Genomic DNA, 19648 nt, shown 5'->3' with positions numbered 1-19648 from the left:
GCCTTCAGCGCGCCGCGGCGCCATCGATCGGTGGCAATACAGGCCCGGTCCGGTTCAGAGACTGCAGGTATGCCACAAGATCCAGCGCTGCCGCAGTGGGAACAATTACCTTGCCAACTGGCGCGTAGCCTGGTGGCAAGGTGATGGCCTTCTCGCCTGCATCGGGAGCGTCCTTGGCATCGAACAGGTATGGATAGCTCGGCATGATGCTGCCGCTGACATAGGCACGGGGCTGGTACAGATGCCCGAGATGCCAGTCTGCGCTGGGCTGGCGCACCCCGATGTTCATCAGATCCGGCCCCGTTCGCATGGTGCCGAGAAGATGGGGGCTGTCGTAGTAGTAGTCGCCGGCAACGGCGGCTCGCCCCCAGCCACGTTTGGCATCGGGCGCGAAACTGCTGTCTCGTGGTTGCTGCGAATGACAGTAGATGCAGCCATTGGCGATATACACGCCGCGCCCACGCAACTCCGCGGTGGTGTACGGCTTCAGGCCTGGCGTTGGCTTTACGTCGTGCAACTGCAGGTACGGGATTACGACCAATGCGCTGGTGGCGATCGCCAGCATCGTCATGCCACCGGCAAGCAGTGCGCTTTCGTTGTTCATGTTCCCACTCCCTGCTCCGGCTTGCTGCCCTGGTGAAATAGCGCAGGGCGATCGCGGTTGGGACCAAGCCCAAAGATCGCGCATACGAAGTTCGCAACAAGAAAAAGGTGACCGGCCAGCATCATCGTGCCGCCCACCGATCGCGCCTTCAGATAAGGAATGGTCACCTGCACCGAATCCATGAACGGACGAGCGGCATCAAGCATGGCCATGCCTTGCAACCAGCCGCCAATGGTCAGACTGAGGAAGTAAACGCCAATCCCGCCGGCGGCCAGCCAGAAGTGGCAATAGATCATCCAACGGTATGGCCACTCGCGACCGGAGATACGCGGCACGATAAAGTAGATCGCGCCAAAAAACGCGAAGCTCACGAAGGCATAGAGGCCAAGATGCGCGTGTGCGACCGTGTAGTGCGTGAAGTGGGTGACGCGATTGACGGCTCGCAACGCCTCGAAGGAACCCTGAATCGAGCTCAGCGTGTACATCATGCCGCCGAAAGTCACGAACCGAAGCGTCGGGGATTCGATCAGCTGGCGAAAGTGGCCCCGTAGCGTCTGGTGCTGGTTGATCGAGAACGCGATGACCGGAATCAGCATCATCATGCTCTGCACGATCGAAAGTGTGATCAGCCAACCCGGTACCGGTCCGCCCACCAGGTGGTGCCCGCCCACTTGGCCGTAGAAGAAAGCCAGCGCCCAGAACCCAAGCAATGACAAGCCGTAAGACCTGACCGGCTGTCCAATGATCTTCGGCAGGAAGTAGTAGATCGAGGCAAGCGCAAGCGGTGTGTAGAACAGACCCAGCACGTTATGTCCGAACCACCAGTTCATGGTGGCCTGCTCCACGCCGAAATGGAGACCCGGAATGTTGGCAACGAGAAAGAGCACGGGGAACCAGAACAACGCGCATCCCATGTACCAGACGGAAACATAGAGGTGGTCGACCTTGCGATTCACCAGCGTCAACACAAGGGGAAAGCCGACGAACGCGCCGCCGATCACAAACAGGATATCGACCTGCCAGGGAATCTCCAGCCATTCGAGTCCATCGGAAATGCCCGCCGCGATACTGCCGATACCCGCGATCAACCCGGCATTCCAGAGCGCGGCCCCCAGCACCGCCCAGCGCCCGCCCATCAGCTCGGTCTTCAGCAGGCGCGGCAGCAAGAAGATCGCGATGCCAAGCCCCGCCATTGGTGCCCAGCCATAGGCCACCGCATTCAGATGAATCGTGCGTATCCGGCCAAAAGACAGCCACGGCACCGAAGCCAGCAGATCGGGTTCGTGCAGCTTGATCGACGCGGTCAGGCCGGCGACCGAAGCAACCAGAAGCCATACCATCGCGCAACAGATGAACAGGAACACGACTGGCGCGGATGACCGGTCGGCTTCTTCGCGCGACCGGTCGACGATTCCATGGCGCGCCGACGCTGGGTCTTCCGGGTGCCCAGCCTCCTCATCGGCGAAGATCACGCGTGCCGCGGCCGGCGAGGTATCAAACAGGCCCTTCCGCATACTCCAGATGAATGCCCCGAGGGCAAACACTGAAAGCAGAAACGCCGATATCAGGATGGCGACTGTATTCATGAAGACTCGCAGGCAACGCGTATCCGACGTGAATCCGCTGGTGAGTTCGAGGCGAACGATGAAACGTGCTGGTGCCGGAGCTTACGGCCGAATTCCGGTTACTTCACATAGCCACTTTTGATGCATTTTCAGGTAGCCATTGGAGCGGCACCAAACGCTACGAGGATCGGAGACGTTTCGGCCGATCCTGCGCTTCGCGGGTATCGCTGGCGGATGCGTCGCCGGGATCAAGCAGTTTCGTCAAATCGGCGCCGCGAGAGAAGCCGGCGCGAAGCGCGATCTCGGGCACAGTGAAGGTCTCGAATGCGCGAGACGCCAACATCCGACGCGCATTGGCGAGACGATGCGTGACAAGCAGGCTCGCAAAGGTGTCGCCGAACGACGCGAGCACACTGTGCAACTCGCTCTCTGCAATCTCCAGCGAATTCGCGATGTCACCGGGGCTCAGCAGGGACTCCGCGCTCCGGTTGGCAATGCAGGCGAACACCTTGTTGTAGAGCGCAAGCGCGGCGGACGAGGCCGCGATCGGTCTTCCCGTTGTTCCGCTCGCCATGGCGAGCATGGCGCCGAGATGATCGATCATCATCAATGCCGGCAACGGTCCATCGCGCAGCGCGTGTGGCGTCATTCCGGCCACGAACGCTGCCAACGCATGATCCATCTGGCCGACCTCGCCGCCGAGCGGCCGGCCAACCAACCGGCTCGGCTCCCGCACCCAGCGGCGCAGCCATGCTTCGGGCATCTTCACGTGGATGACCTCGTAGGCTGACGGCATTTCGATGAGATTGGCCCTTGCCGAGTCGATCAGGAATGCCTGCCCCGCCCGCACGCGCGTGGCGCCCGCGTGTTCCACGTACCAGGCTGCGCGTCGATTCACGATGAGGTGGTAGGTGTGCGCACCACTCCGCGCAAGCTCCGCGCGACCGCGCAATGACCGATGCGCGGATCCGCATTGCGACAGCACGTCTACGTCATCGATTTCGAGCATCGACATATGCGATGCGAGCGCACCCGTGTGTGTGGCCTCCACCTGCATTGGGACAAGGGCCGAGGACAACGCCGCGGCGAAGTAGTCAAGTCGTTGCGTTCGGGGAACGGCGTTGGTCGACCAGGTCACGATTGCGCTCACGATTTACTCCTCCTTCGGATCGTCGTGGGTCGAGGGGCCAGCGTGCGCGCGGCGGAGCTGGTTTGGCGTGTGTCCCACGCGAGCACGCACCACCCGGGAAAAATGGGCGGCATCGGCAAACCCCGCCCGCCGCCCAATCTCGGCGACGGTCAGCCTGCTGAAGCTCGATGATTCCAGCATCCGAACCGCATCCGCGCATCGCATGGCCATCAGTACGGCTCCAAACGTCGTGGACGATTTTGCGAAGTGGCGATGGAGACTACGAACCGAAATGCTTACCGCTGCAGCGACGTCGGCCGCGCACAGGGTCGCCTCGCGCGACTGTCCGGCCATGCAGTCGCGAATGCGATCCAGCACCGCAGCACCCTCGGTTTTGACTGGCTTCGGTGGAACTGCGCTCCTGCTTTGCGCAAGGAACGCCAGCAGCGATCCAATGTGGTCGCCAATGAATGAACGTGGCAGCGGATAGTCGGCGAGCCGTGCGGGTTCCAGACTCTGCAGGAATGCCGATAGCGCGCGGCCCCAGCTATCGTTCGCGTCTATCCTGGCGCCGACCAGGACGGACGGTGCGGGCAGCCACTGCCGAATCCAGGCTTCCGACAGTGCGACGTGAACGATGTTGAACTCGTTGCCGATTTCGAGATTGAACGGAATAGACGAGTCGCACATGATCACATCGCCGGGCCCCAGACGTTCGCGCGTCAAGTGCTCCAGTGTCCATGCGGATCGCGTGCTGGTAAGCAAGTGGAACGTTCGGCCCTCGGCTCTCGCGATATTGCCCCTGTCGGCAAAGCAACGGTGCGGGGTTCCGCGCTGGCGGATGACTGTCATGCCGCCCAGGTCGGCAGCGGACATGTCCACGCCAAAGGCACTCGGCGCGCTCCCGCTCAACTGGATCGGGAAAATTGCTGTTGCCAAGGCATGGGCGTAGTAGTCGTACCGCTGGCTTTGCGGAACATCGCTGGTGGACCAATTTCTGATCAACAGGGGCGATTGGGCACGCATGGCGAGACCTCATGGTCGGAACGGCCGCCTCTACCGGTCTGGTATCGGCGGTCATCTCATGGGATTTGATGCCAGTGTGCCCGCGCGCGACCAGCGCAACCGGGATATAAGTGCCAGACGTCACGATCGTCTGGCCGCTGCGTGCCAATCGGCCCAAAGGGGCCAACGAGCACAAAGGGGCCAACGAGGCCACAAGATGTCTCGCCGGCCTACGGCGGTGCCACCGGTCGTCTCCGCGATACGCCCTTCCATCGCAGGACTACGGGGCACTGTCCCGGGCGCTAGAGCGCTGCCTTGCCAATCGACGCGCCGCCATCCACGAACAGCGTCTGCCCCGTAATAAAGCCGGCAGGCTCGGAAAGCAGGAATTCGATCGCGGCGGCCAGTTCGTCCGGCTTGCCCAGACGCCCCATCGGCACCATGGACAGAAATCGCTTCTCCGCATCGCTGCCCAGTGGCGTATTGGCACGGAACATTTCGGTTTCAACAGGCCCCGGCGCGACCGCATTCACCGTGATCCCGGTGGGAGCGAGTTCGAGTGCCCACGTTCGTGTGAAGCTGATCATGGCGCTTTTGGCCGCGGCATAGACGGAGCGGTTCGCAACGCCCAGCACGACAAGGCTCGACAGGTTCACGATACGGCCCCAACCCCGCTCCCGCATATCCGGCAACAGCGCCTGGACAAGCTGAACGGCTGGCCGCAGGTTCGACCGAAACATGTCGTCCATGGCGTCTAGGTCGATATTGCCAAGTGGTGCAAGCTCGATGAACCCCACGTTGTTCACGACACCGTCGATCACGTGCTCGGACCTCAGTGTCGTCAGCGCATGTTCAGTGGCAACCGGGTCCGTGAGATCGATGGGCACCAGAATGCCGGGGAAACCGGGGTCGGCGTTACGCGCGACGCCGATCACTTTGTGCCCGGCAGCCGCCAGGCGATGGGACAAGGCCCGGCCGATTCCCTTGCTCGCACCGGTGATCAGGAAAGTCTTGTGTGACATTGCATATCCACGTTCCGTGCCAGAGCGCCCTCGCCCCGGCCGATTTTGTATCGATTGCTACGAAATTATTATAGATCGATCGATACAAAACACAACGAACGCACCGAGACCCCACATCACCAGTGTGGTTTCGGGCCGCGTACTCCTCTTCAACGCCGCAACTAGCCCTAGAATCCGGCGGAATCGCCATTCGCGCCTACAAGATGAACGCCCACATCAAGCTCCGCGGCCGCCGTGACCTGGCTGGTCAGATCTATCGACAGATTCGCGCCAGCATCGTCGACGGACGGCTCGCGCCAGGAGAACGCCTACCCTCCACACGCACGCTGGCGTCGGAGCTCGACGTCTCCAGAAAGACGACGCTCGATGTGTTCGAGCGGTTGATCGGCGAAGGCTATCTGCGGTCCCGTACCGGCGACGGAACCTTCGTGTCCGAAGAGATGACGCGCCTGGCGCCTACGCCGCCGCGCGAGCGGATCGTGCAGGCCACTGGAGCGGTGTGGGAAACGCTACCCGAGGCATTGCCCGCGAGCCGGAAAGACATGCCGGCACGCTTCGATTTCGTAGGCGGCGTCACCGACAAGCGCCTGTTTCCGTTCGACAAATGGCGCAAATGCGTTAGCCACGCGCTGCGCATCCAGGCGCGCGGAAACGGGTCCTATCACGACCCATCGGGCGATCAGGAACTGCGTCTGGCCATCTCGCGTTATCTGGCTTCGAACCGCGCGGTGGTCAGCAACTGGCAGGACGTCATCGTGACCAATGGCGCGCAACAGGCCATTGAACTGCTGGCGCGCGCGGTCATCCGGCCAGGCGATGTGATCGCGGTGGAAGATCCCGGCTATCCCCCCGCGCGAAGCGTCTTCACCGCGGCGGGCGCCAGGGTGATCGACGTACCGGTCGACAAGGACGGTTTGCGGGTGGATGCCCTGCCGTCGAAGGCGAGGATGGTCTACGTCACGCCTTCCCACCAGTTTCCGCTAGGCATGCCGATGACGCTCGAGCGCCGCCTTGCCCTGCTCGAATGGGCGCACCGGCGAGGCGCTCTCGTGATCGAGGATGACTATGACGGCGAATATCGCTTCGAGGGTCGACCGATGGAATCACTGAAGAGTCTCGACAACGCCGGAGTCGTTGCATACGTTGGCACGTTCTCGAAGACCATCTTTCCGGAACTGCGGATTGGCTACATGATTCCGCCGTCGTCCCTGGCGGCCACACTTCGAAAGGCCAAACAGGTCAGTGACTGGCATAGCAGCACCCTGATGCAGACCGCATTGGGCAAGTTCATGCTGGACGGATACTTCGCCAAGCATCTGCGCCACATGCACAGGGAATATGCCAGGCGACGCGCGACGCTGCTGGAGTACCTGCAGGGCGACCTGTCCGATTTCTTCACGCCGCTACCGTCCGCGGCCGGCATCCATCTGGTCGCGATACTGGCCGACGATACAAACGAAGCAGACGTCATTGCCCGGGCCAACCAGGCATCGGTGGGCCTGTACGGCATTTCCAGGATGTTCAATTCCCAGCCTTCGCGGCAAGGCATCCTCTTTGGCTACGGCGGCATCGGTGTGGACGATATGCGGAGTGGCCTGACCCAACTCGGCGAAACACTTCGCGCCACCCGGCGCTGATGGCGTGCCCCGAAAATTGGTCACCTCAAAATAGCCATAAATCGGTACTAAAAGGTCACCACTTCATTGCCTAAGCTTGCGTCTGAGGCGTGCCAGCCGGCACGCATATGAACAAGCCAAGGAAAAAGTCATGACCCAACGTCTCGATTTCTACAATGCCAACCCGAACGCCATCAAGGCGCTGCTTGGTCTGGAAAAGCGCATCAGCGAATCCAGCCTCGAGAAGTCCCTGGTGGAGCTGATTCGGCTCCGGGCCTCCCTGATCAACGGCTGCGCCTACTGCATCGACCTTCATACTGCGGACGCGCGCAAGGGCGGAGAAGACGATCGCCGCCTTGCCACGCTGTCCGTCTGGCGCGAAACACCCTTCTTCACAGATCGCGAACGCGCGGCGCTGGCCTGGACCGAAGCCGTCACGCTCGTATCTCAGGATCATGTGCCAGATGAAGTCTGGACCGCCGTGCGGCCGCACTTCGACGACGCGGAACTCGTGGACCTGACGCTTCTGATCTCGACCATCAATACGTGGAACCGTTTCGCGATTTCGTTCCGCAAGACACCAGCGTGAGGTCCGCCATGACAGCGCTCGCCATACGTCGCACTGCGCTTCAGGTGCCCCTGGTTGCCGCCATGCTGCTCTGCACCATGACAGCCGCCAGGCCGGCACTTGCGCACGAAGCCGGACACGAGACAACAACGCCGGTGATGAAGCAGGACATCCCCGAGGCCAAAGGACGTCACGTGTTCATGATCACGGTGGCCTACGAACCGGGGCAAGCCTCTGAACCACATCGACATCCGGGTTCGATCTTCGCCTATGTGCTTGACGGTGAAGTGGAATCCCAGCTCGATGGCCAACCCGCCCGCGTCTACAAGACGGGAGAAGCCTGGTATGAACCGCCAGGCGCGAAGCACCTGGTGTCCCGCAATGCCAGTTCCACCAAGCCTGCGAAGTTGCTTGTCTACGGGATTGCGGAGGGCAATACGCCGGTGAAGCTGCCGCTGGACGCTCGCTAGGCACCTGGACCCCGGGCATGCCGTTGGGCAGCTCGGCCTGATGTCGCGACGCTGCCGCCCGTCCTGAAATCCACCCCAGATTGACAGGGCGACGCGTCGCCCTGTCATCGCTTCTGTCGTTCGCGCATCGGCCTCCGAGGCCAATACAGCGCATCGGTTTTCGCAATCGAGCCGATTGAAAGAATCCATCGCAGCGCGCCTTGAATTTATTTGCCTAGGCAACTATTGTCCAGTCAGTTAAATGCGTGGACGGCGAAATCAGTTCTGGAATGCCCGTCCAGTCACTTTATCCACCACACCCATTGATGAGTCGGAAAATGGTTTGGCAATCACCCCAGGCGAAGCAGCGCGCCACACTGCTCGCGCTCTCAACGATAGTGGCCGCAGTACTTGCTGGATGCGCGAACTATGCGGGCATTCATAGCGACAAGGACATGGCACTGCCGACGCAGATTGCCACTGCGCAAAGCATGCCGTCCGAGGGAGGGCATTGGCCCGCCACGGACTGGGCATCGCAGTTTGGCGACGCCCAACTCAAGGCCCTGATCGACGAAGCCTTGGCGGGTAGCCCATCCATCGACAAGGCACGTGCCCGTATCGCGGCGGCCGTGGCATTCAGCGAAAGCGCCAATGCGAACACCCTCCCTCAGGTAGGCGCGGGGTATTCCTGGACTCGCCAGCGACTGACTGAAAGCACCTTTATACCGCCAGCCTTTGCCGGCACGTGGCAATCGGAAAACAAGGCGATCATCAGCGCGTCCTACGAGCTCGATCTTTGGGGCAAGAATCGCGAAGCCCTCCGCTCCGCAGTCTCGATGGTCCACATGACGGAGGCAGAAGCGGAGCAGGTAAAACTGACCCTGAGTCAGGCCATCGCCCGCAGTTACAACGAACTCGCCCGCTTGTACGCGCTTCTGGATATTGCGCGCGATGAAGTCACGCAACGCGAGGAAGTCCTGCGGGTTACACGCGGTCGGGTCCGGATGGGACTGGATACCGCCGTGGAGCAACAGACTGCCGAAGCAAATCTCGCGGCTGCGCAAGTTTCCGTCTCTGCCCTTGAGGGAAGTATCCAGCGTACCCGCTACCAACTTGGCGCGCTGCTCGGCAAAGGCCCGGACCGCGGGCTCGCCATCGCCAAGCCGGCACTCGGTGGCGCCGAAGAAATTCATCTGCCTGACAACCTTCCAGCAGACCTCGTGGCACGCCGCCCCGACATCGTCGCCGCGCGCTGGAGAGTGGAGGCCACCACTCACGACATCAAGGTGGCGAAAGCCGAGTTCTACCCAGACATCAACCTGAGCGCTGCCATCGGCCTCGATGCGTTCGGGTGGGGACGCTTTCTGCATGCGGCGAGCCGCACGGTCTCCGCCGGCCCTGCCATCCACCTGCCGATCTTCGACGGTGGCGCACTGCGCGCGCAACTGAAAGGACGCTACGCCGACTTCGACTTTGCCGTGGCGAATTACAACGACACCCTGATCCAGGCATTGACCGATGTGGCCACGCAACTGTCGGACATTCGCTCCGTCAACGCCCAGATCATCAACGCGGTCCGAGCCGACGAGGCCGCGCAACGCGCCTTGAAACTGGCGATGGCACAGTACCGCGCCGGACTGACCACGCAGTTGACAGTGCTGAATGCGCAGACCACGGCATTGGCCAGCAGCCAGACCGTGACAACGCTCCGGATGCAACGACGCGACCGCCAGATTGCGCTGGCAGCGGCCCTGGGCGGCGGGTACACGGCCGACGACACACAAAGCGCGGACACAACCCGGTGAGCCGCCACGCCACAGATACAGGTGACATGATGACCACGACCAACCCGAACCCCACTGACAATCCCAAGGCCGCGTCCAGCGCGCCGAAAACCCGCAAGCGTCTGCTGGCCCTGCTTGGGCTGGGCGCTCTGGTGGCAGCGGCAGGCTACGGCGCGTACTACTACAGCGTGGCACGCTTTCACGAAGACACCGACGACGCCTACGTCAACGGCAATCTGGTGCAACTCACCCCTCAGGTAAGCGGGACGGTGGTCGCCGTCAATGCCGACGACACGGAGATCGTCAGCGCGGGCGATGCGATCGTCACGCTCGACCCCGCAGACGCGCGCATCGCCCTGGCCAATGCCGAGGCAGCGCTCGGGCAGACCGTTCGCCAAGTGAGTGCCCTATATGTCAACAACAACACGCTGGCTGCAACTGTTCAACAGCGGCAGGTGGACCTTTCCCGGGCACGAGATGATCTGCGGCGTCGAACCGAAGCCTCGGAAAGTGGCGCGGTTGCGGCGGAGGACGTCGCGCACGCAAGGGACACCGTGAAGGCTGCCGAAGCCGCGCTGGAAACGGCGAAGCAACAGCTCGCCTCGAACCATGCGTTGACCGACCAGGCTAGCGTGGCCGATCACCCCAGTGTTCAAGCGGCCGCCACACGCGTGAGGGATGCCTATCTCGCCAATGCACGAAACACGCTGCCCGCACCCGTGACCGGCTATGTCGCGCGTCGATCCGTGCAAGTCGGTCAACGTGTTGCGCCTGGCAATCCACTCATGGCCATCGTGCCTCTCGATGGAGTCTGGGTAGACGCCAACTTCAAGGAGGTTCAGCTCAAGCACATCCGAATTGGCCAGCCAGTGGAACTCCACGCCGATCTGTACGGCGGCAAGGTGACCTATCACGGCAAGGTCGTGGGCTTCTCCGCGGGCACTGGTAGCGCCTTTTCCGCGCTACCCGCGCAGAACGCGACTGGCAACTGGATCAAGGTCGTCCAGCGACTGCCGGTGCGGATCGCACTTGATCCGGTGGAGCTGCGCGCGCACCCACTGCAGGTTGGCCTGTCTATGCAGGTCGATGTCGAGACCAGGGAGCGCGGCGGAGAACTTTCCCCCGCCAAGGGCGCAAGCACACCAATTCGCACCGCCTATCGCACCGAAGTGTTCGAGCGCTACGGTGCGGAAGCCGACAGCGAGATCGCTCGGATCATCGCCCGGAACAGCAACAGCAACAGCGACCTCGCCACGCGAAACGAAACGACCAGGAATGCGCGGCCGGCGGCTAGTCCTTCAGCACTCGCCAGGGCCTCGTGAAACCGTAGTCGCCAACGCTAACTGAGGGCATCATGGCAAATCCGATGACAAGCGAATTACCGCCGCCGCTGACCGGTGGCAAGCTGGCAATGGGCAGTCTGGCCGTCGCGCTGGCCACATTCATGAACGTGCTGGATTCATCCATTGCCAACGTCGCCATCCCGACCATCTCTGGCAACCTCGGCGTCTCCGTGGATGAAGGCACGTGGGTGATCACGCTGTTCGCGGCCGCCAATGCGGTAGCCATTCCACTGACGGGATGGCTGACCCAGCGCGTGGGGCAGATTCGCCTGTTCGTGGGATCGATTCTGCTGTTTGTCCTGTCGTCGTGGCTATGCGGCGTCGCGCCCAATCTCACTTTCCTTCTCGCGGCACGAATCCTCCAGGGAGCCGTCGCGGGTCCGATGATTCCGCTCTCGCAAGCAATTCTCCTGGGGTCCTATCCCAAGGAGAAAAGCGGTCAGGCACTCGCGTTGTGGGCGATGACCGCTACCGTGGGACCAATTGCCGGCCCGGCTTTGGGGGGATGGATGACTGACAGCTATTCCTGGTCATGGATCTTCTATATCAACATCCCCGTTGGGCTATTTGCTGCCGCAGTCACCTGGGCGATCTATCGTAGTCGCGAGACAACGACCCGTATTCTGCCGATTGACGCCATAGGACTAGCGGCCCTTGTCACCTGGGTGGCAGCCCTTCAGATCATGCTGGACAAAGGCAAGGATCTCGACTGGTTCGCTTCGCCGGTGATTATCAGCCTGGCCATTGTTGCCCTGCTCGGCTTCCTGTTCTTCGTGATCTGGGAACTGACCGAAGCCAATCCGATCGTCGAGCTGAGGCTGTTCAAGGGACGCAACTTCCTCGCCGGCACCATCGCAATATCGGTGGCCTATGCGGTCTTCTTCGCGAATCTGGTCGTGCTGCCGCAATGGATGCAGCAGTACCTCGCCTATCCAGCCGTCAATGCCGGCCTTGTCACGGCGCCATTGGGCATCTTCGCGGTGGTGCTTGCGCCGGTCCTTGGCAAACTGATGCCAAAAGCCGAGTTGCGCATTCTCTCCACCCTTTCGTTTCTCGGCTTTGCCGCGGTGTTCTTCATGCGCTCTCACTACACCACGGGAGTCGACACGTTCACGTTGGTTCTCCCAACGCTGCTGCAGGGCATTCCAACAGCATTGTTCTTTGTTCCGTTGACGGCCATCATTCTTTCCGGTCTCCCACCAGAGAAAATCCCCGCCGCGGCCGGACTGTCGAACTTTGCCCGCGTGTTCTGCGGCGCGGTGGGAACGTCGCTGGCGACCACTGTGTGGAACGACCGCGCCATACTGCATCACGCACAACTGGTCGAACAGGCAAACCCTGGTAATCCGAACTACAGTGCCGCGCTGGAGGCCATCCAGTCCGTGATGCACCTATCCCCTGGCCAGGCGACCGCCTACTTTGAAAGACAGCTCAATACCCAGGCGATCATGCTGGGCCTGAACGACATCTTCTGGATTTCAGCCGTCATCTTCGTCGCCATCGTTCCGCTGATCTGGCTGACCAAGCCAGCGCGTGGTGCGGCGTCCGGTGCGGCATCCGCTGCCCACTAGATGTCGTCAGTACGATCCCGGGTACATCCGAACAAATCGCAGGTGCTCGCCAAACGTACATTTGCTTGCGGATCAGCGCGCACCTGTATAACCTGACAACTACGATCCAATAACTCTTAGTTGTCATGTCATTCATCAGCACCGGTGTGGAATACGGGTTGCATTGCCTCCTTTACCTGTCGCGCTCACAGGCGTCGGTGGAAACCGCAAGCGTGAGGGATCTCGCGGAACTGCAGGGTATCCCCGCTGACTATCTGGCAAAGCTGTTCACCAAGCTGGCGAAGGCAAACCTCGTAGTCGCTACCGAAGGCATACGAGGCGGCTTCAGCCTGGCGCGGCCGGCAGACAAGATCACGGTGCATGACGTCGTCGTCGCCATCGATGGCGACAAGCCGTTGTTCGACTGTCTGGAGATCCGCGACCGTTGCGCGGTGTTCGAGGACGCGCCACCCGCCTGGGCCACTCGCGGCGTGTGCTCGATCCATGCTGTCATGCAATCAGCGGAGAAGGCGATGCGGCATGAACTCAGGCAACACACGCTATTCGACATTGCCAATCGCGCCATCGACAAGGCACCCAACAGTTACGGGACGCAGGTGGTCCAATGGCTGACGGCCCGTTCCGTCAACCGCCGCGGCGACAAGTCAGAGGAATCGTTGCCACCCGCGCGCAAGTCCGTACGACCGCGCAACCGTGCATGAAAAAATCGCCCTCCAGATGGAAGGCGATTCTCATTTGACAGGCGGCTCAGAAAGCGGCACGAACCACACCGCCATCCGCACGTAGTGCTGCGTCATTTGTCGCGGAAGACGCTGCGAGCAGACGTAGACAACCAGGTTCGTAACCTCTTCAGGGGTAGTGAATCGCTTGAGGAGCGACGTCGGACGTGCTTGTTCGAAGCATGTCTTCTCGAATGCTTCGAACGATTGGCCTTCCGAGAGCTTGTCGGACCCGGCAAGACCGCGGGAGCGCCCGAGCTACGCGGTCTTCGCCACTCCTTCAGGAACAACGAGACAAGACGATTCGTCTTGCCCCATTTGATCGTTACGCCACCACGATTCGACGCGGGTCCGCCGAGGCCAGTGCCTCGGCGCGATCCGCGCTTGGCGGATAGATCCACTCGGTGTTGATCTTCGTCTTCAGCGCCTTGGCCTCGGCACCAACCAGCTTCACCTCGCGCTCCCAGCCCTCCGTGTACACCGCGCCCCAGGGGCCCAGATCCAGGCAGGTCACATACTTTGGCTGGCTGTATGGGATTTGCTCGTCGCCAACCAGGTCCGCGGCCACGTTGTGTCCGGCGGAACGCCCAAGGTTCATTGCATGCTGGCATGACATCATGGCGTAGTTGCCGGCATCGTCAACGGCTGCATACGCGACGTCGCCCGTCGCATAGACCGTCTCGAGCCCCCTGACCTTCAGATAGTTATCGACGTGCAGACGGCCAAAGCCGTCGCGCTCGGCAGGGACTTGAGCCGTGAGCTTGCTGGCACGCGCACCGGCGGTCCAGATGACCGTCAAGGCTTCGATACGCTCACCGCTCTCCAGCGTCACGCCGGCCGCATCCACGGCCGCAACACCCGACCCGAGCTTCCACTTGACGCCAAGTTCCGTCAGCGCCTGGATGATGACTGGTCGAGGTCCGGCACCCAGATCCGGACCGATCTCGCTGGCTCGCTCCACGATGATCACATTGACCTGTGCGTCGTCTCCCAGAACCTCACGCAAACGTGCTGGCATCTCCGCCGCCGTCTCGATACCAGTGAAGCCTCCGCCTGCAACCACGACCGTGTTTCTGGCGATGCTAGCCGGACGGGTTGCCAGCTTCTCGATGTGGGCTTCCAGCGTTTTGGCGGAAGCCACCTGATCGACGTTGAATGCATGTTCATCCAGCCCGGAGATCTGCGGCTTGAACAGACGGCTTCCAGCGGCCAGCACCAGTCGATCGAAACCAAGCACGACGGGTGATGTCCCCGCTGCGCTGCTGACCTCCACCTGCTGATTCGCCACATCGATCCGCTCAACGTAACCCTGTACGAACCGGACGCCGACAGCCTTGAATATCTCCTGCAGCGGCGCCTTCATTCCGCCTGGATTCTGCTCGTAGAGGCGCGGCCGTACATGCAACTCCGCCTCAGGCGCCACCAACACGATCTCGATATCCGTGCGTCCGACTTCATCGAGCAGCCGGGCCGAAGCCAGCGCGCTCCACATGCCGGCGAAGCCGGCGCCAATCACAAGAATGCGTTTGGACATTTGCAAACTCCTGCATCAATCCCTGGTTTGAGTGATTCGGCCGCGCCTTCATCGCGCGCCCGCTTTCTTCAGCAATGACAAGCGTCAACTGCAATACTACGATTCTATGAGTCGTAGTTTTAAAAGCAAGGAAGAATTCGAAAGCCCGGGGTGTGCGTGCGGGAATCACCATCGTCCTTGCACCGTCGCCGCGGACTCGCTAGCATTACTGCCCCTTGCAGAGTCGTAGTTTATGGAGGGAGCGCGGCATAAGTCCCCAAAGAGACCGGCAGATAGCCCGCATCGCGGCACTAGCCAGGCAACGAGGCGCCAGCGGATGACGCTTGCCTAGCCAGTCCGCCGGGACAGCAGCGTAAGTCCGACCTCTGCGAACTTGAAATGCATCAGCCCGTAGGTCGGGAAATCAATCAAGATTCCCTCGGACGCATGTCGCCTCATGAATGACTCATATCCCGGGCTATATTCCGCATTGGTAAAGCTGCACACGACCACGCCGGTTTCACGGTCACCGAGCATCACCACGTCACCAACCTTCGCGTCCAAGCCATTCAGATACTGCATCGCCACCTCCGAAGCCATGTTCGATCGGCGCCAGATCCAGACGGTCCGCAGGGCAAAAGCGAAAGATGCTTATGCTGCACATATCGCGCGAAGTCCCTGATGCAACCGGCTAAGGGCGCCGGCTCGGCACCCGTCAATCGGCAATTGCAGAGTGCCCTTGATATGCTTTGATGGATTGACTATTCATGACAGCAACACAGAATGCGTGGACGCTACGTGCCAGCCACGCCGACGACGGTCCATGAGTGGGGGAAAAGGATGGGGAACGAGCTTGGGCAACTACAACGCTGGAGCACCGATCTGGTCCCAGCGACGCAAAGACGTGAGTACTTCCAGGCCGCCACTGAGTCGGCCATCATCCCGTTCCAGTTCGAAACGCCCTATTCGCCCGATCTGAGCGCGAAGATCGAGGCTCTGGCGCTCGGTCCCGTTACCGTGATGCACGTGGCAGGCTCCCCCCATATCGCGCGGAGCACGGCCGTCGAGATCTCACGACAACGCGCACGCTGCCTGAATCTGGTGCTCAGCCGAAACGTTCCCTGGAACCTGAGCTACCAGTCGAGAGTTTCGATGCGCCCCATGGATTCATTCATCACGGATTCCGTGCAGGCGCTAAGCCTCGATATCGCTTTTGACTACGACTTCATCAATATCGGTTTCGATCCGCAGTGGCTAAGCGAGTGGGTCCCTCAGACAGGCGCAGTGGTCGGCAGGCAATTTGGCGCTGACTCGCGCTGGGCAGTGGCGCTGAACACATTTATCGCCGCATTGCAGCCCACCACAATCCTCAATGCGCCGCTCCCGCCCCGACTGATCGTCGACCAGCTTGGAGCGTTGATTCTTCTGGCGTCGAGCGGACCGGATCAGGTCGCCACACATAAACACGAGGTCTCGAAGCCGCTAAACGAGAGAATCGTCGACTGCATTCGTTCGCGATGCACCGAGTCCACGTTGATCGCGCCACAGGTGGCAGCAGACCTGGGGATTTCGGTGCGATCCCTGCATCGCGCACTGGCCGCTCAGAACGAGACCTTTGGATTCCTGCTGATGAAGGCCCGCATCGATATCGCCGTGCGTCAGTTGTCATCGCCGGCGTTCAATCGCCTCACCGTGGCGGCCATTGGCCGCAGGTGCGGCTTCACGGACGACTCTCACTTCACGCGCGTTTTCCGTCGGCATGTGGGCGTGACACCGCTGGCCTTGCGCCGTGCTCGGCTTGCATAGCCGGGATCCAGCTGGCTCAACATATCGTTTGCAGATCACTGATCGAACCCTCTCCACATTCCTCAAGCTCCACACGAAAGATCGTCCTTGAATTCTGTATCGATCAATCTAAAATACGTTCCATATCATTCGATACAGAATTCTGCTGCCATGGCACGACCCCGCCAATTTGACGCCCAAACCGCACTTTCCGCCGCGCAGGACGCGTTCTGGGCCAAGGGCTACCACGCCACCTCGACCCGCGAACTGACGCAGGCGATGGGACTGACGCAACCTAGCCTCTACAACGCCTTTGGCGACAAACGCACACTGTTCCTGCAGGCGCTTGAGGACTACCTGAACCACACGCTCCGCGAACGGATTGCGCGACTGGAAGGCACCCTTCCCCCGGCCCAGGCGTTAGAAGCATTCTTTGCCGAAAGCATCGAACGTGGCGCCTCCGATCCGCAGCATCGGGGATGCATGCTGATCAATACGGCGCTCGACGCATCGGCTGACGACCCTGAACTGGCGGCGATCGTTGCAGAGGAACTGACCACACTCGGCCACTTCTTCGAACGCACCATTCGCGCGGGCCAGGCCGACGGGAGCATCGACCCGACACTCGCTGCCAGGGACGCTTCGGCCACGCTGCTGTCGGTACAGATCGGCCTGCGCGTGATGTCTCGCGTCATGCCGGATCGCGCACTGCTCGAGGCATCCGTCAGACCCGTACTGGCCCTGCTCAGACGCAAGCCGCACGTCGCGACCTGACTTTTCCCTGAATAGCGCTTCGTCTCTACGCGCGGCTACCGCCTGCGTGGGGCGGCGCTCGCCCAGAGGTATCACCCCATGTCACAGAACACTGTCACCACGCCAGTCCCAGGCACCACGGACCGTGCGCTGGATGCGCGTGCGCTCCACGCGGCGCTGGCCGGACTCTGCGCAAGCCTTGTCGCTATAGGTCTTGCCCGCTTCGCCTATACGCCGCTGATTCCCTCGTTGATCCAGGCCCACTGGTTCAGCGCCGCAGACACCGTGGCACTCGGCGCCGCAAACTTCGCCGGGTACCTCGCTGGCGCTGTGATTGGCCGCCCACTGGCGACCCGGCTGTCGAACCGCCATGCTTTACGTCTGCTGATGGTGCTGGCCACCGCGGCATTCTTTGCGTGCGCAGTACCCGTGTCGGTAAGCTGGTTCTTCCTCTGGCGCTTTCTTTCTGGCCTGACGGGCGGCGCCATCATGGTGCTCGTGGCTACTGCGATCCTGCCGCATATGCCGCCGGGCCGGCGAGCCTTCGTTAGCGGGATGATCTTCCTGGGGCTTGGACTGGGTATTGCAGCATCGGGCACGCTGGTACCAGAGTTGCTCAAGCTTGGGCTGGGACAGACGTGGCTTGGACTTGGTGCCGTGTCATTGCTTCTGACTGCTGTCAGCTGGAAGGGGTGGCCCTCAGCCGATGTGCCAACCGGCATGCCAGCACCAACTGCGGCAGGCCACCGCCCCGCCGACCATGCACAGGGTTCCAGCCATCCAGCATTGCGCGTGTTGTACTTCCAGTACGCCGCAAACGCGCTGGGATTGGTGCCTGCCATGGTGCTGTTGGTCGACTACGTCGCGCGCGGTCTTGGTCAGGGTGCATCGGCCGGCGCGGGGTACTGGGTACTCTATGGCGTCGCAGCTATCGCAGGCCCACTGCTCGCGGGCGCCATAGGTGGCAAGCTCGGATTCAGGAACGCCTATCGGCTTGCGATGTTGCTGCAAGGCCTGGCCGTGGGACTGCTGGCCGCCTCCCACCACACGGTAGCCCTGTGGCTATCGACCATCGTCCTCGGCACCTTCACGCCAGGCATTGTGCCGCTTGTCTTGGGCCGAGTGCAGGAGATGTTGCCCCACGACGCCACGGCCCAGCGCGCCGCATGGAGCCGTGCCACCATAGCGTTCGCGCTATGTCAGGCGCTGGGTGGCTACGGCTATGCGTATCTGTTCGCGCAATCGCATGAGAACTACAGACTGATCTTCATGTGCGGCGCAGTGGCCATGGCGGTGGCATTTGTCACCGACTTCGCCGTACGGCGACCGAAGGCCGACTGACGCCGCGGCTTCAACGTCCTACTTCGTTCCAAGTGAGCATGGCCGAGCATCCATTGACAGTCTTTTGCCGACGCCCCCCCGTGGGGCGCGCCATCTTCACGACTGGCTCCACAGTCGCCCCCGGTCCGTCGCACACCAGTCACGCAACATCCAACTTCTCCAGCCAATCAATCAGGTAGTCATACATCGCCGACAGCGAAGCACCCGCCGACTGGATTTGAGCCGGAGAGCCGGTCTCCAGCAGATCGACCATCCGATTGAGCAACCCGCGCAGGTATGGCTGCTCCATCACGGAAATCGCTCCGCCGGCACGATGACACCACTTGCTCAGCCCTGCAGGCGTCGGCGCCGCCAGCTGCGCATGCAAGGCGTCGCGATCCTGTGCCAGGGATCGCGAGAAGATCTCGCGCACGTCGCGCTCTGCCAACATGGGCACCAGTTGGGACCGCAGCCCGACGGTATCGATACATTCCGGACGGAACTCCCCGGATTCCGACGTCCGATCGGCCGATGATGCTTCCGGAGACGAAATTCACGTCTTGGGCAACGGCGCTTCCGGGCCTCCTTGCAATGCGGTCTCGATCGTCTGCCATAGCGATGCCAATGTCGCCGGCTTTACCAGGAACGCGTTCATGCCCACAGCCAGGCGCAGACGCTGGCTACGCCCATAACTGCGGCAGCAACTGCAAAAGCTGCGCAAGGCCGCTACCACACGCGGCACCGGCAGCGCGTGGCCCGAGTTCGCAAGATTGACGCACACCAACCGAGCCCTCATTGCGCTCCCGTTGCTCGATAAAAAACCCAGGCTGTCACGGGGAGCAACAGCCTGGGGCGGAAGTCCGGCAGACGGGATCAACCTGAGCTTGCCCCCGCAAAACGAA

The 19648-nt window shown here is 61.6% G+C and carries 19 protein-coding genes and 1 pseudogene; 10 read left to right on the top strand and 10 right to left on the bottom strand.

Translation table 11 applies throughout. The features are described 5' to 3' along the window. Positions 1-4: 4 nt before the first annotated feature. The 5 genes from B2246_RS02435 to B2246_RS02415 form a co-directional block, all read right to left on the bottom strand. Positions 5-604: a cbb3-type cytochrome c oxidase subunit II gene (locus B2246_RS02435; RefSeq protein WP_008652385.1), complete on the bottom strand. Its 600-nt coding sequence runs from the start codon at positions 602-604 to the stop codon at positions 5-7. Next, positions 601-2190, bottom strand: coding sequence for a cbb3-type cytochrome c oxidase subunit I (locus tag B2246_RS02430; RefSeq protein WP_286962541.1), 1590 nt, complete (start codon positions 2188-2190; stop codon positions 601-603). Before B2246_RS02430 ends, B2246_RS02435 begins: the two co-directional genes overlap by 4 nt. 157 nt (positions 2191-2347) lie before the next feature. After that, positions 2348-3319 carry an AraC family transcriptional regulator gene (locus B2246_RS02425; protein ID WP_080709769.1) on the bottom strand — a complete coding sequence of 324 codons (972 nt, stop codon included), beginning with the start codon at positions 3317-3319 and terminating at the stop codon, positions 2348-2350. 3 nt (positions 3320-3322) lie between these two features. Then, positions 3323-4324 (bottom strand): AraC family transcriptional regulator, encoded by a 1002-nt coding sequence (locus tag B2246_RS02420; protein ID WP_286962538.1) that lies wholly within the window; start codon positions 4322-4324, stop codon positions 3323-3325. Positions 4325-4605: 281 nt separating this feature from the next. Beyond that, positions 4606-5325 carry an SDR family oxidoreductase gene (locus tag B2246_RS02415; RefSeq protein ID WP_286962537.1) on the bottom strand — a complete coding sequence of 240 codons (720 nt, stop codon included), beginning with the start codon at positions 5323-5325 and terminating at the stop codon, positions 4606-4608. Positions 5326-5528: 203 nt separating this feature from the next. Between B2246_RS02415 and B2246_RS02410 the strand changes: the two genes are divergently transcribed. The 7 genes from B2246_RS02410 (at position 5529) to B2246_RS02380 (ending at position 13357) form a co-directional block, all read left to right on the top strand. Beyond that, positions 5529-6962, top strand: a complete 1434-nt coding sequence (locus B2246_RS02410; RefSeq protein WP_035883302.1) for a PLP-dependent aminotransferase family protein — start codon at positions 5529-5531, stop codon at positions 6960-6962. A gap of 130 nt (positions 6963-7092) precedes the next feature. After that, entirely contained in the window at positions 7093-7530 is a 438-nt protein-coding gene (locus B2246_RS02405) for a carboxymuconolactone decarboxylase family protein (RefSeq protein WP_008652395.1), read from the top strand. 8 nt (positions 7531-7538) lie between these two features. After that, positions 7539-7979, top strand: a complete 441-nt coding sequence (locus B2246_RS02400) for a cupin domain-containing protein (protein WP_286962536.1) — start codon at positions 7539-7541, stop codon at positions 7977-7979. A gap of 317 nt (positions 7980-8296) precedes the next feature. Continuing rightward, positions 8297-9763 carry an efflux transporter outer membrane subunit gene (locus B2246_RS02395; protein ID WP_286962535.1) on the top strand — a complete coding sequence of 489 codons (1467 nt, stop codon included), beginning with the start codon at positions 8297-8299 and terminating at the stop codon, positions 9761-9763. A gap of 26 nt (positions 9764-9789) precedes the next feature. Continuing rightward, positions 9790-11064 (top strand): HlyD family efflux transporter periplasmic adaptor subunit, encoded by a 1275-nt coding sequence (locus tag B2246_RS02390; protein WP_411860100.1) that lies wholly within the window; start codon positions 9790-9792, stop codon positions 11062-11064. 32 nt (positions 11065-11096) lie between these two features. Beyond that, on the top strand, positions 11097-12656 hold the full coding sequence (locus B2246_RS02385) for a DHA2 family efflux MFS transporter permease subunit (protein WP_035883299.1): 1560 nt from the start codon (positions 11097-11099) through the stop codon (positions 12654-12656). Positions 12657-12781: 125 nt separating this feature from the next. Further along, a complete protein-coding gene (locus tag B2246_RS02380) occupies positions 12782-13357 on the top strand; it encodes an RrF2 family transcriptional regulator (RefSeq protein WP_008652400.1) in 576 nt (191 codons plus the stop codon). 46 nt (positions 13358-13403) lie between these two features. Here the strand turns inward: B2246_RS02380 and B2246_RS29110 are convergent. From B2246_RS29110 to B2246_RS02370, 3 genes and pseudogenes are all read right to left on the bottom strand, one after another. Then, positions 13404-13600: pseudogene (locus B2246_RS29110) on the bottom strand (oxidoreductase); the annotation flags it as partial. Between the two features lie 100 nt (positions 13601-13700). After that, the gene (locus tag B2246_RS02375; protein ID WP_008652402.1) at positions 13701-14909 is read right to left on the bottom strand and encodes an NAD(P)/FAD-dependent oxidoreductase; all 1209 of its coding nucleotides are present in this window, start codon (positions 14907-14909) and stop codon (positions 13701-13703) included. 327 nt (positions 14910-15236) lie between these two features. After that, positions 15237-15470, bottom strand: coding sequence for a hypothetical protein (locus tag B2246_RS02370; protein WP_152415113.1), 234 nt, complete (start codon positions 15468-15470; stop codon positions 15237-15239). A gap of 258 nt (positions 15471-15728) precedes the next feature. On the opposite strand from B2246_RS02370, the gene B2246_RS02365 reads away from it, so the two are divergent. The 3 genes from B2246_RS02365 to B2246_RS02355 all read left to right on the top strand — a co-directional run bounded on the left by B2246_RS02365 (position 15729) and on the right by B2246_RS02355 (position 18767). Further along, complete coding sequence (locus B2246_RS02365; RefSeq protein ID WP_286962533.1) at positions 15729-16694, top strand: helix-turn-helix transcriptional regulator; 966 nt, start codon at positions 15729-15731, stop codon at positions 16692-16694. A 150-nt stretch (positions 16695-16844) separates the two neighbouring features. Beyond that, positions 16845-17447: a TetR/AcrR family transcriptional regulator gene (locus B2246_RS02360; RefSeq protein ID WP_286962531.1), complete on the top strand. Its 603-nt coding sequence runs from the start codon at positions 16845-16847 to the stop codon at positions 17445-17447. Between the two features lie 78 nt (positions 17448-17525). Next, positions 17526-18767: a YbfB/YjiJ family MFS transporter gene (locus B2246_RS02355; RefSeq protein ID WP_008652410.1), complete on the top strand. Its 1242-nt coding sequence runs from the start codon at positions 17526-17528 to the stop codon at positions 18765-18767. Between the two features lie 139 nt (positions 18768-18906). Here B2246_RS02355 and B2246_RS02350 read toward each other — a convergent pair whose 3' ends face one another. Further along, on the bottom strand, positions 18907-19179 hold the full coding sequence (locus B2246_RS02350; protein ID WP_186425628.1) for a hypothetical protein: 273 nt from the start codon (positions 19177-19179) through the stop codon (positions 18907-18909). A 120-nt stretch (positions 19180-19299) separates the two neighbouring features. Then, on the bottom strand, positions 19300-19648 hold a 349-nt coding region (locus B2246_RS02345; RefSeq protein WP_286962530.1), incomplete at its 5' end, for a hypothetical protein.

Origin of the sequence: Cupriavidus sp. UBA2010 (assembly GCF_002335265.1) — a bacterium.
GTDB classification, from domain to species: Bacteria; Pseudomonadota; Gammaproteobacteria; order Burkholderiales; family Burkholderiaceae; genus Cupriavidus; species Cupriavidus metallidurans.
This window is presented reverse-complemented; position numbering and strand designations above follow the sequence as displayed.

Excerpts from the sequence above, each read along its gene's own strand:
- B2246_RS02435 (WP_008652385.1), bottom strand. The coding sequence starts at position 604 with ATGAACAACGAAAGCGCACTGCTTGCCGGTGGCATGACGATGCTGGCG.
- B2246_RS02430 (WP_286962541.1), bottom strand. The coding sequence starts at position 2,190 with ATGAATACAGTCGCCATCCTGATATCGGCGTTTCTGCTTTCAGTGTTT.
- B2246_RS02420 (WP_286962538.1), bottom strand. The coding sequence starts at position 4,324 with ATGCGTGCCCAATCGCCCCTGTTGATCAGAAATTGGTCCACCAGCGAT.
- B2246_RS02415 (WP_286962537.1), bottom strand. The coding sequence starts at position 5,325 with ATGTCACACAAGACTTTCCTGATCACCGGTGCGAGCAAGGGAATCGGC.
- B2246_RS02410 (WP_035883302.1), top strand. The coding sequence starts at position 5,529 with ATGAACGCCCACATCAAGCTCCGCGGCCGCCGTGACCTGGCTGGTCAG.
- B2246_RS02405 (WP_008652395.1), top strand. The coding sequence starts at position 7,093 with ATGACCCAACGTCTCGATTTCTACAATGCCAACCCGAACGCCATCAAG.
- B2246_RS02400 (WP_286962536.1), top strand. The coding sequence starts at position 7,539 with ATGACAGCGCTCGCCATACGTCGCACTGCGCTTCAGGTGCCCCTGGTT.
- B2246_RS02395 (WP_286962535.1), top strand. The coding sequence starts at position 8,297 with ATGGTTTGGCAATCACCCCAGGCGAAGCAGCGCGCCACACTGCTCGCG.
- B2246_RS02390 (WP_411860100.1), top strand. The coding sequence starts at position 9,790 with ATGATGACCACGACCAACCCGAACCCCACTGACAATCCCAAGGCCGCG.
- B2246_RS02385 (WP_035883299.1), top strand. The coding sequence starts at position 11,097 with ATGGCAAATCCGATGACAAGCGAATTACCGCCGCCGCTGACCGGTGGC.
- B2246_RS02380 (WP_008652400.1), top strand. The coding sequence starts at position 12,782 with ATGTCATTCATCAGCACCGGTGTGGAATACGGGTTGCATTGCCTCCTT.
- B2246_RS02375 (WP_008652402.1), bottom strand. The coding sequence starts at position 14,909 with ATGTCCAAACGCATTCTTGTGATTGGCGCCGGCTTCGCCGGCATGTGG.
- B2246_RS02370 (WP_152415113.1), bottom strand. The coding sequence starts at position 15,470 with ATGCAGTATCTGAATGGCTTGGACGCGAAGGTTGGTGACGTGGTGATG.
- B2246_RS02365 (WP_286962533.1), top strand. The coding sequence starts at position 15,729 with ATGGGGAACGAGCTTGGGCAACTACAACGCTGGAGCACCGATCTGGTC.
- B2246_RS02360 (WP_286962531.1), top strand. The coding sequence starts at position 16,845 with ATGGCACGACCCCGCCAATTTGACGCCCAAACCGCACTTTCCGCCGCG.
- B2246_RS02355 (WP_008652410.1), top strand. The coding sequence starts at position 17,526 with ATGTCACAGAACACTGTCACCACGCCAGTCCCAGGCACCACGGACCGT.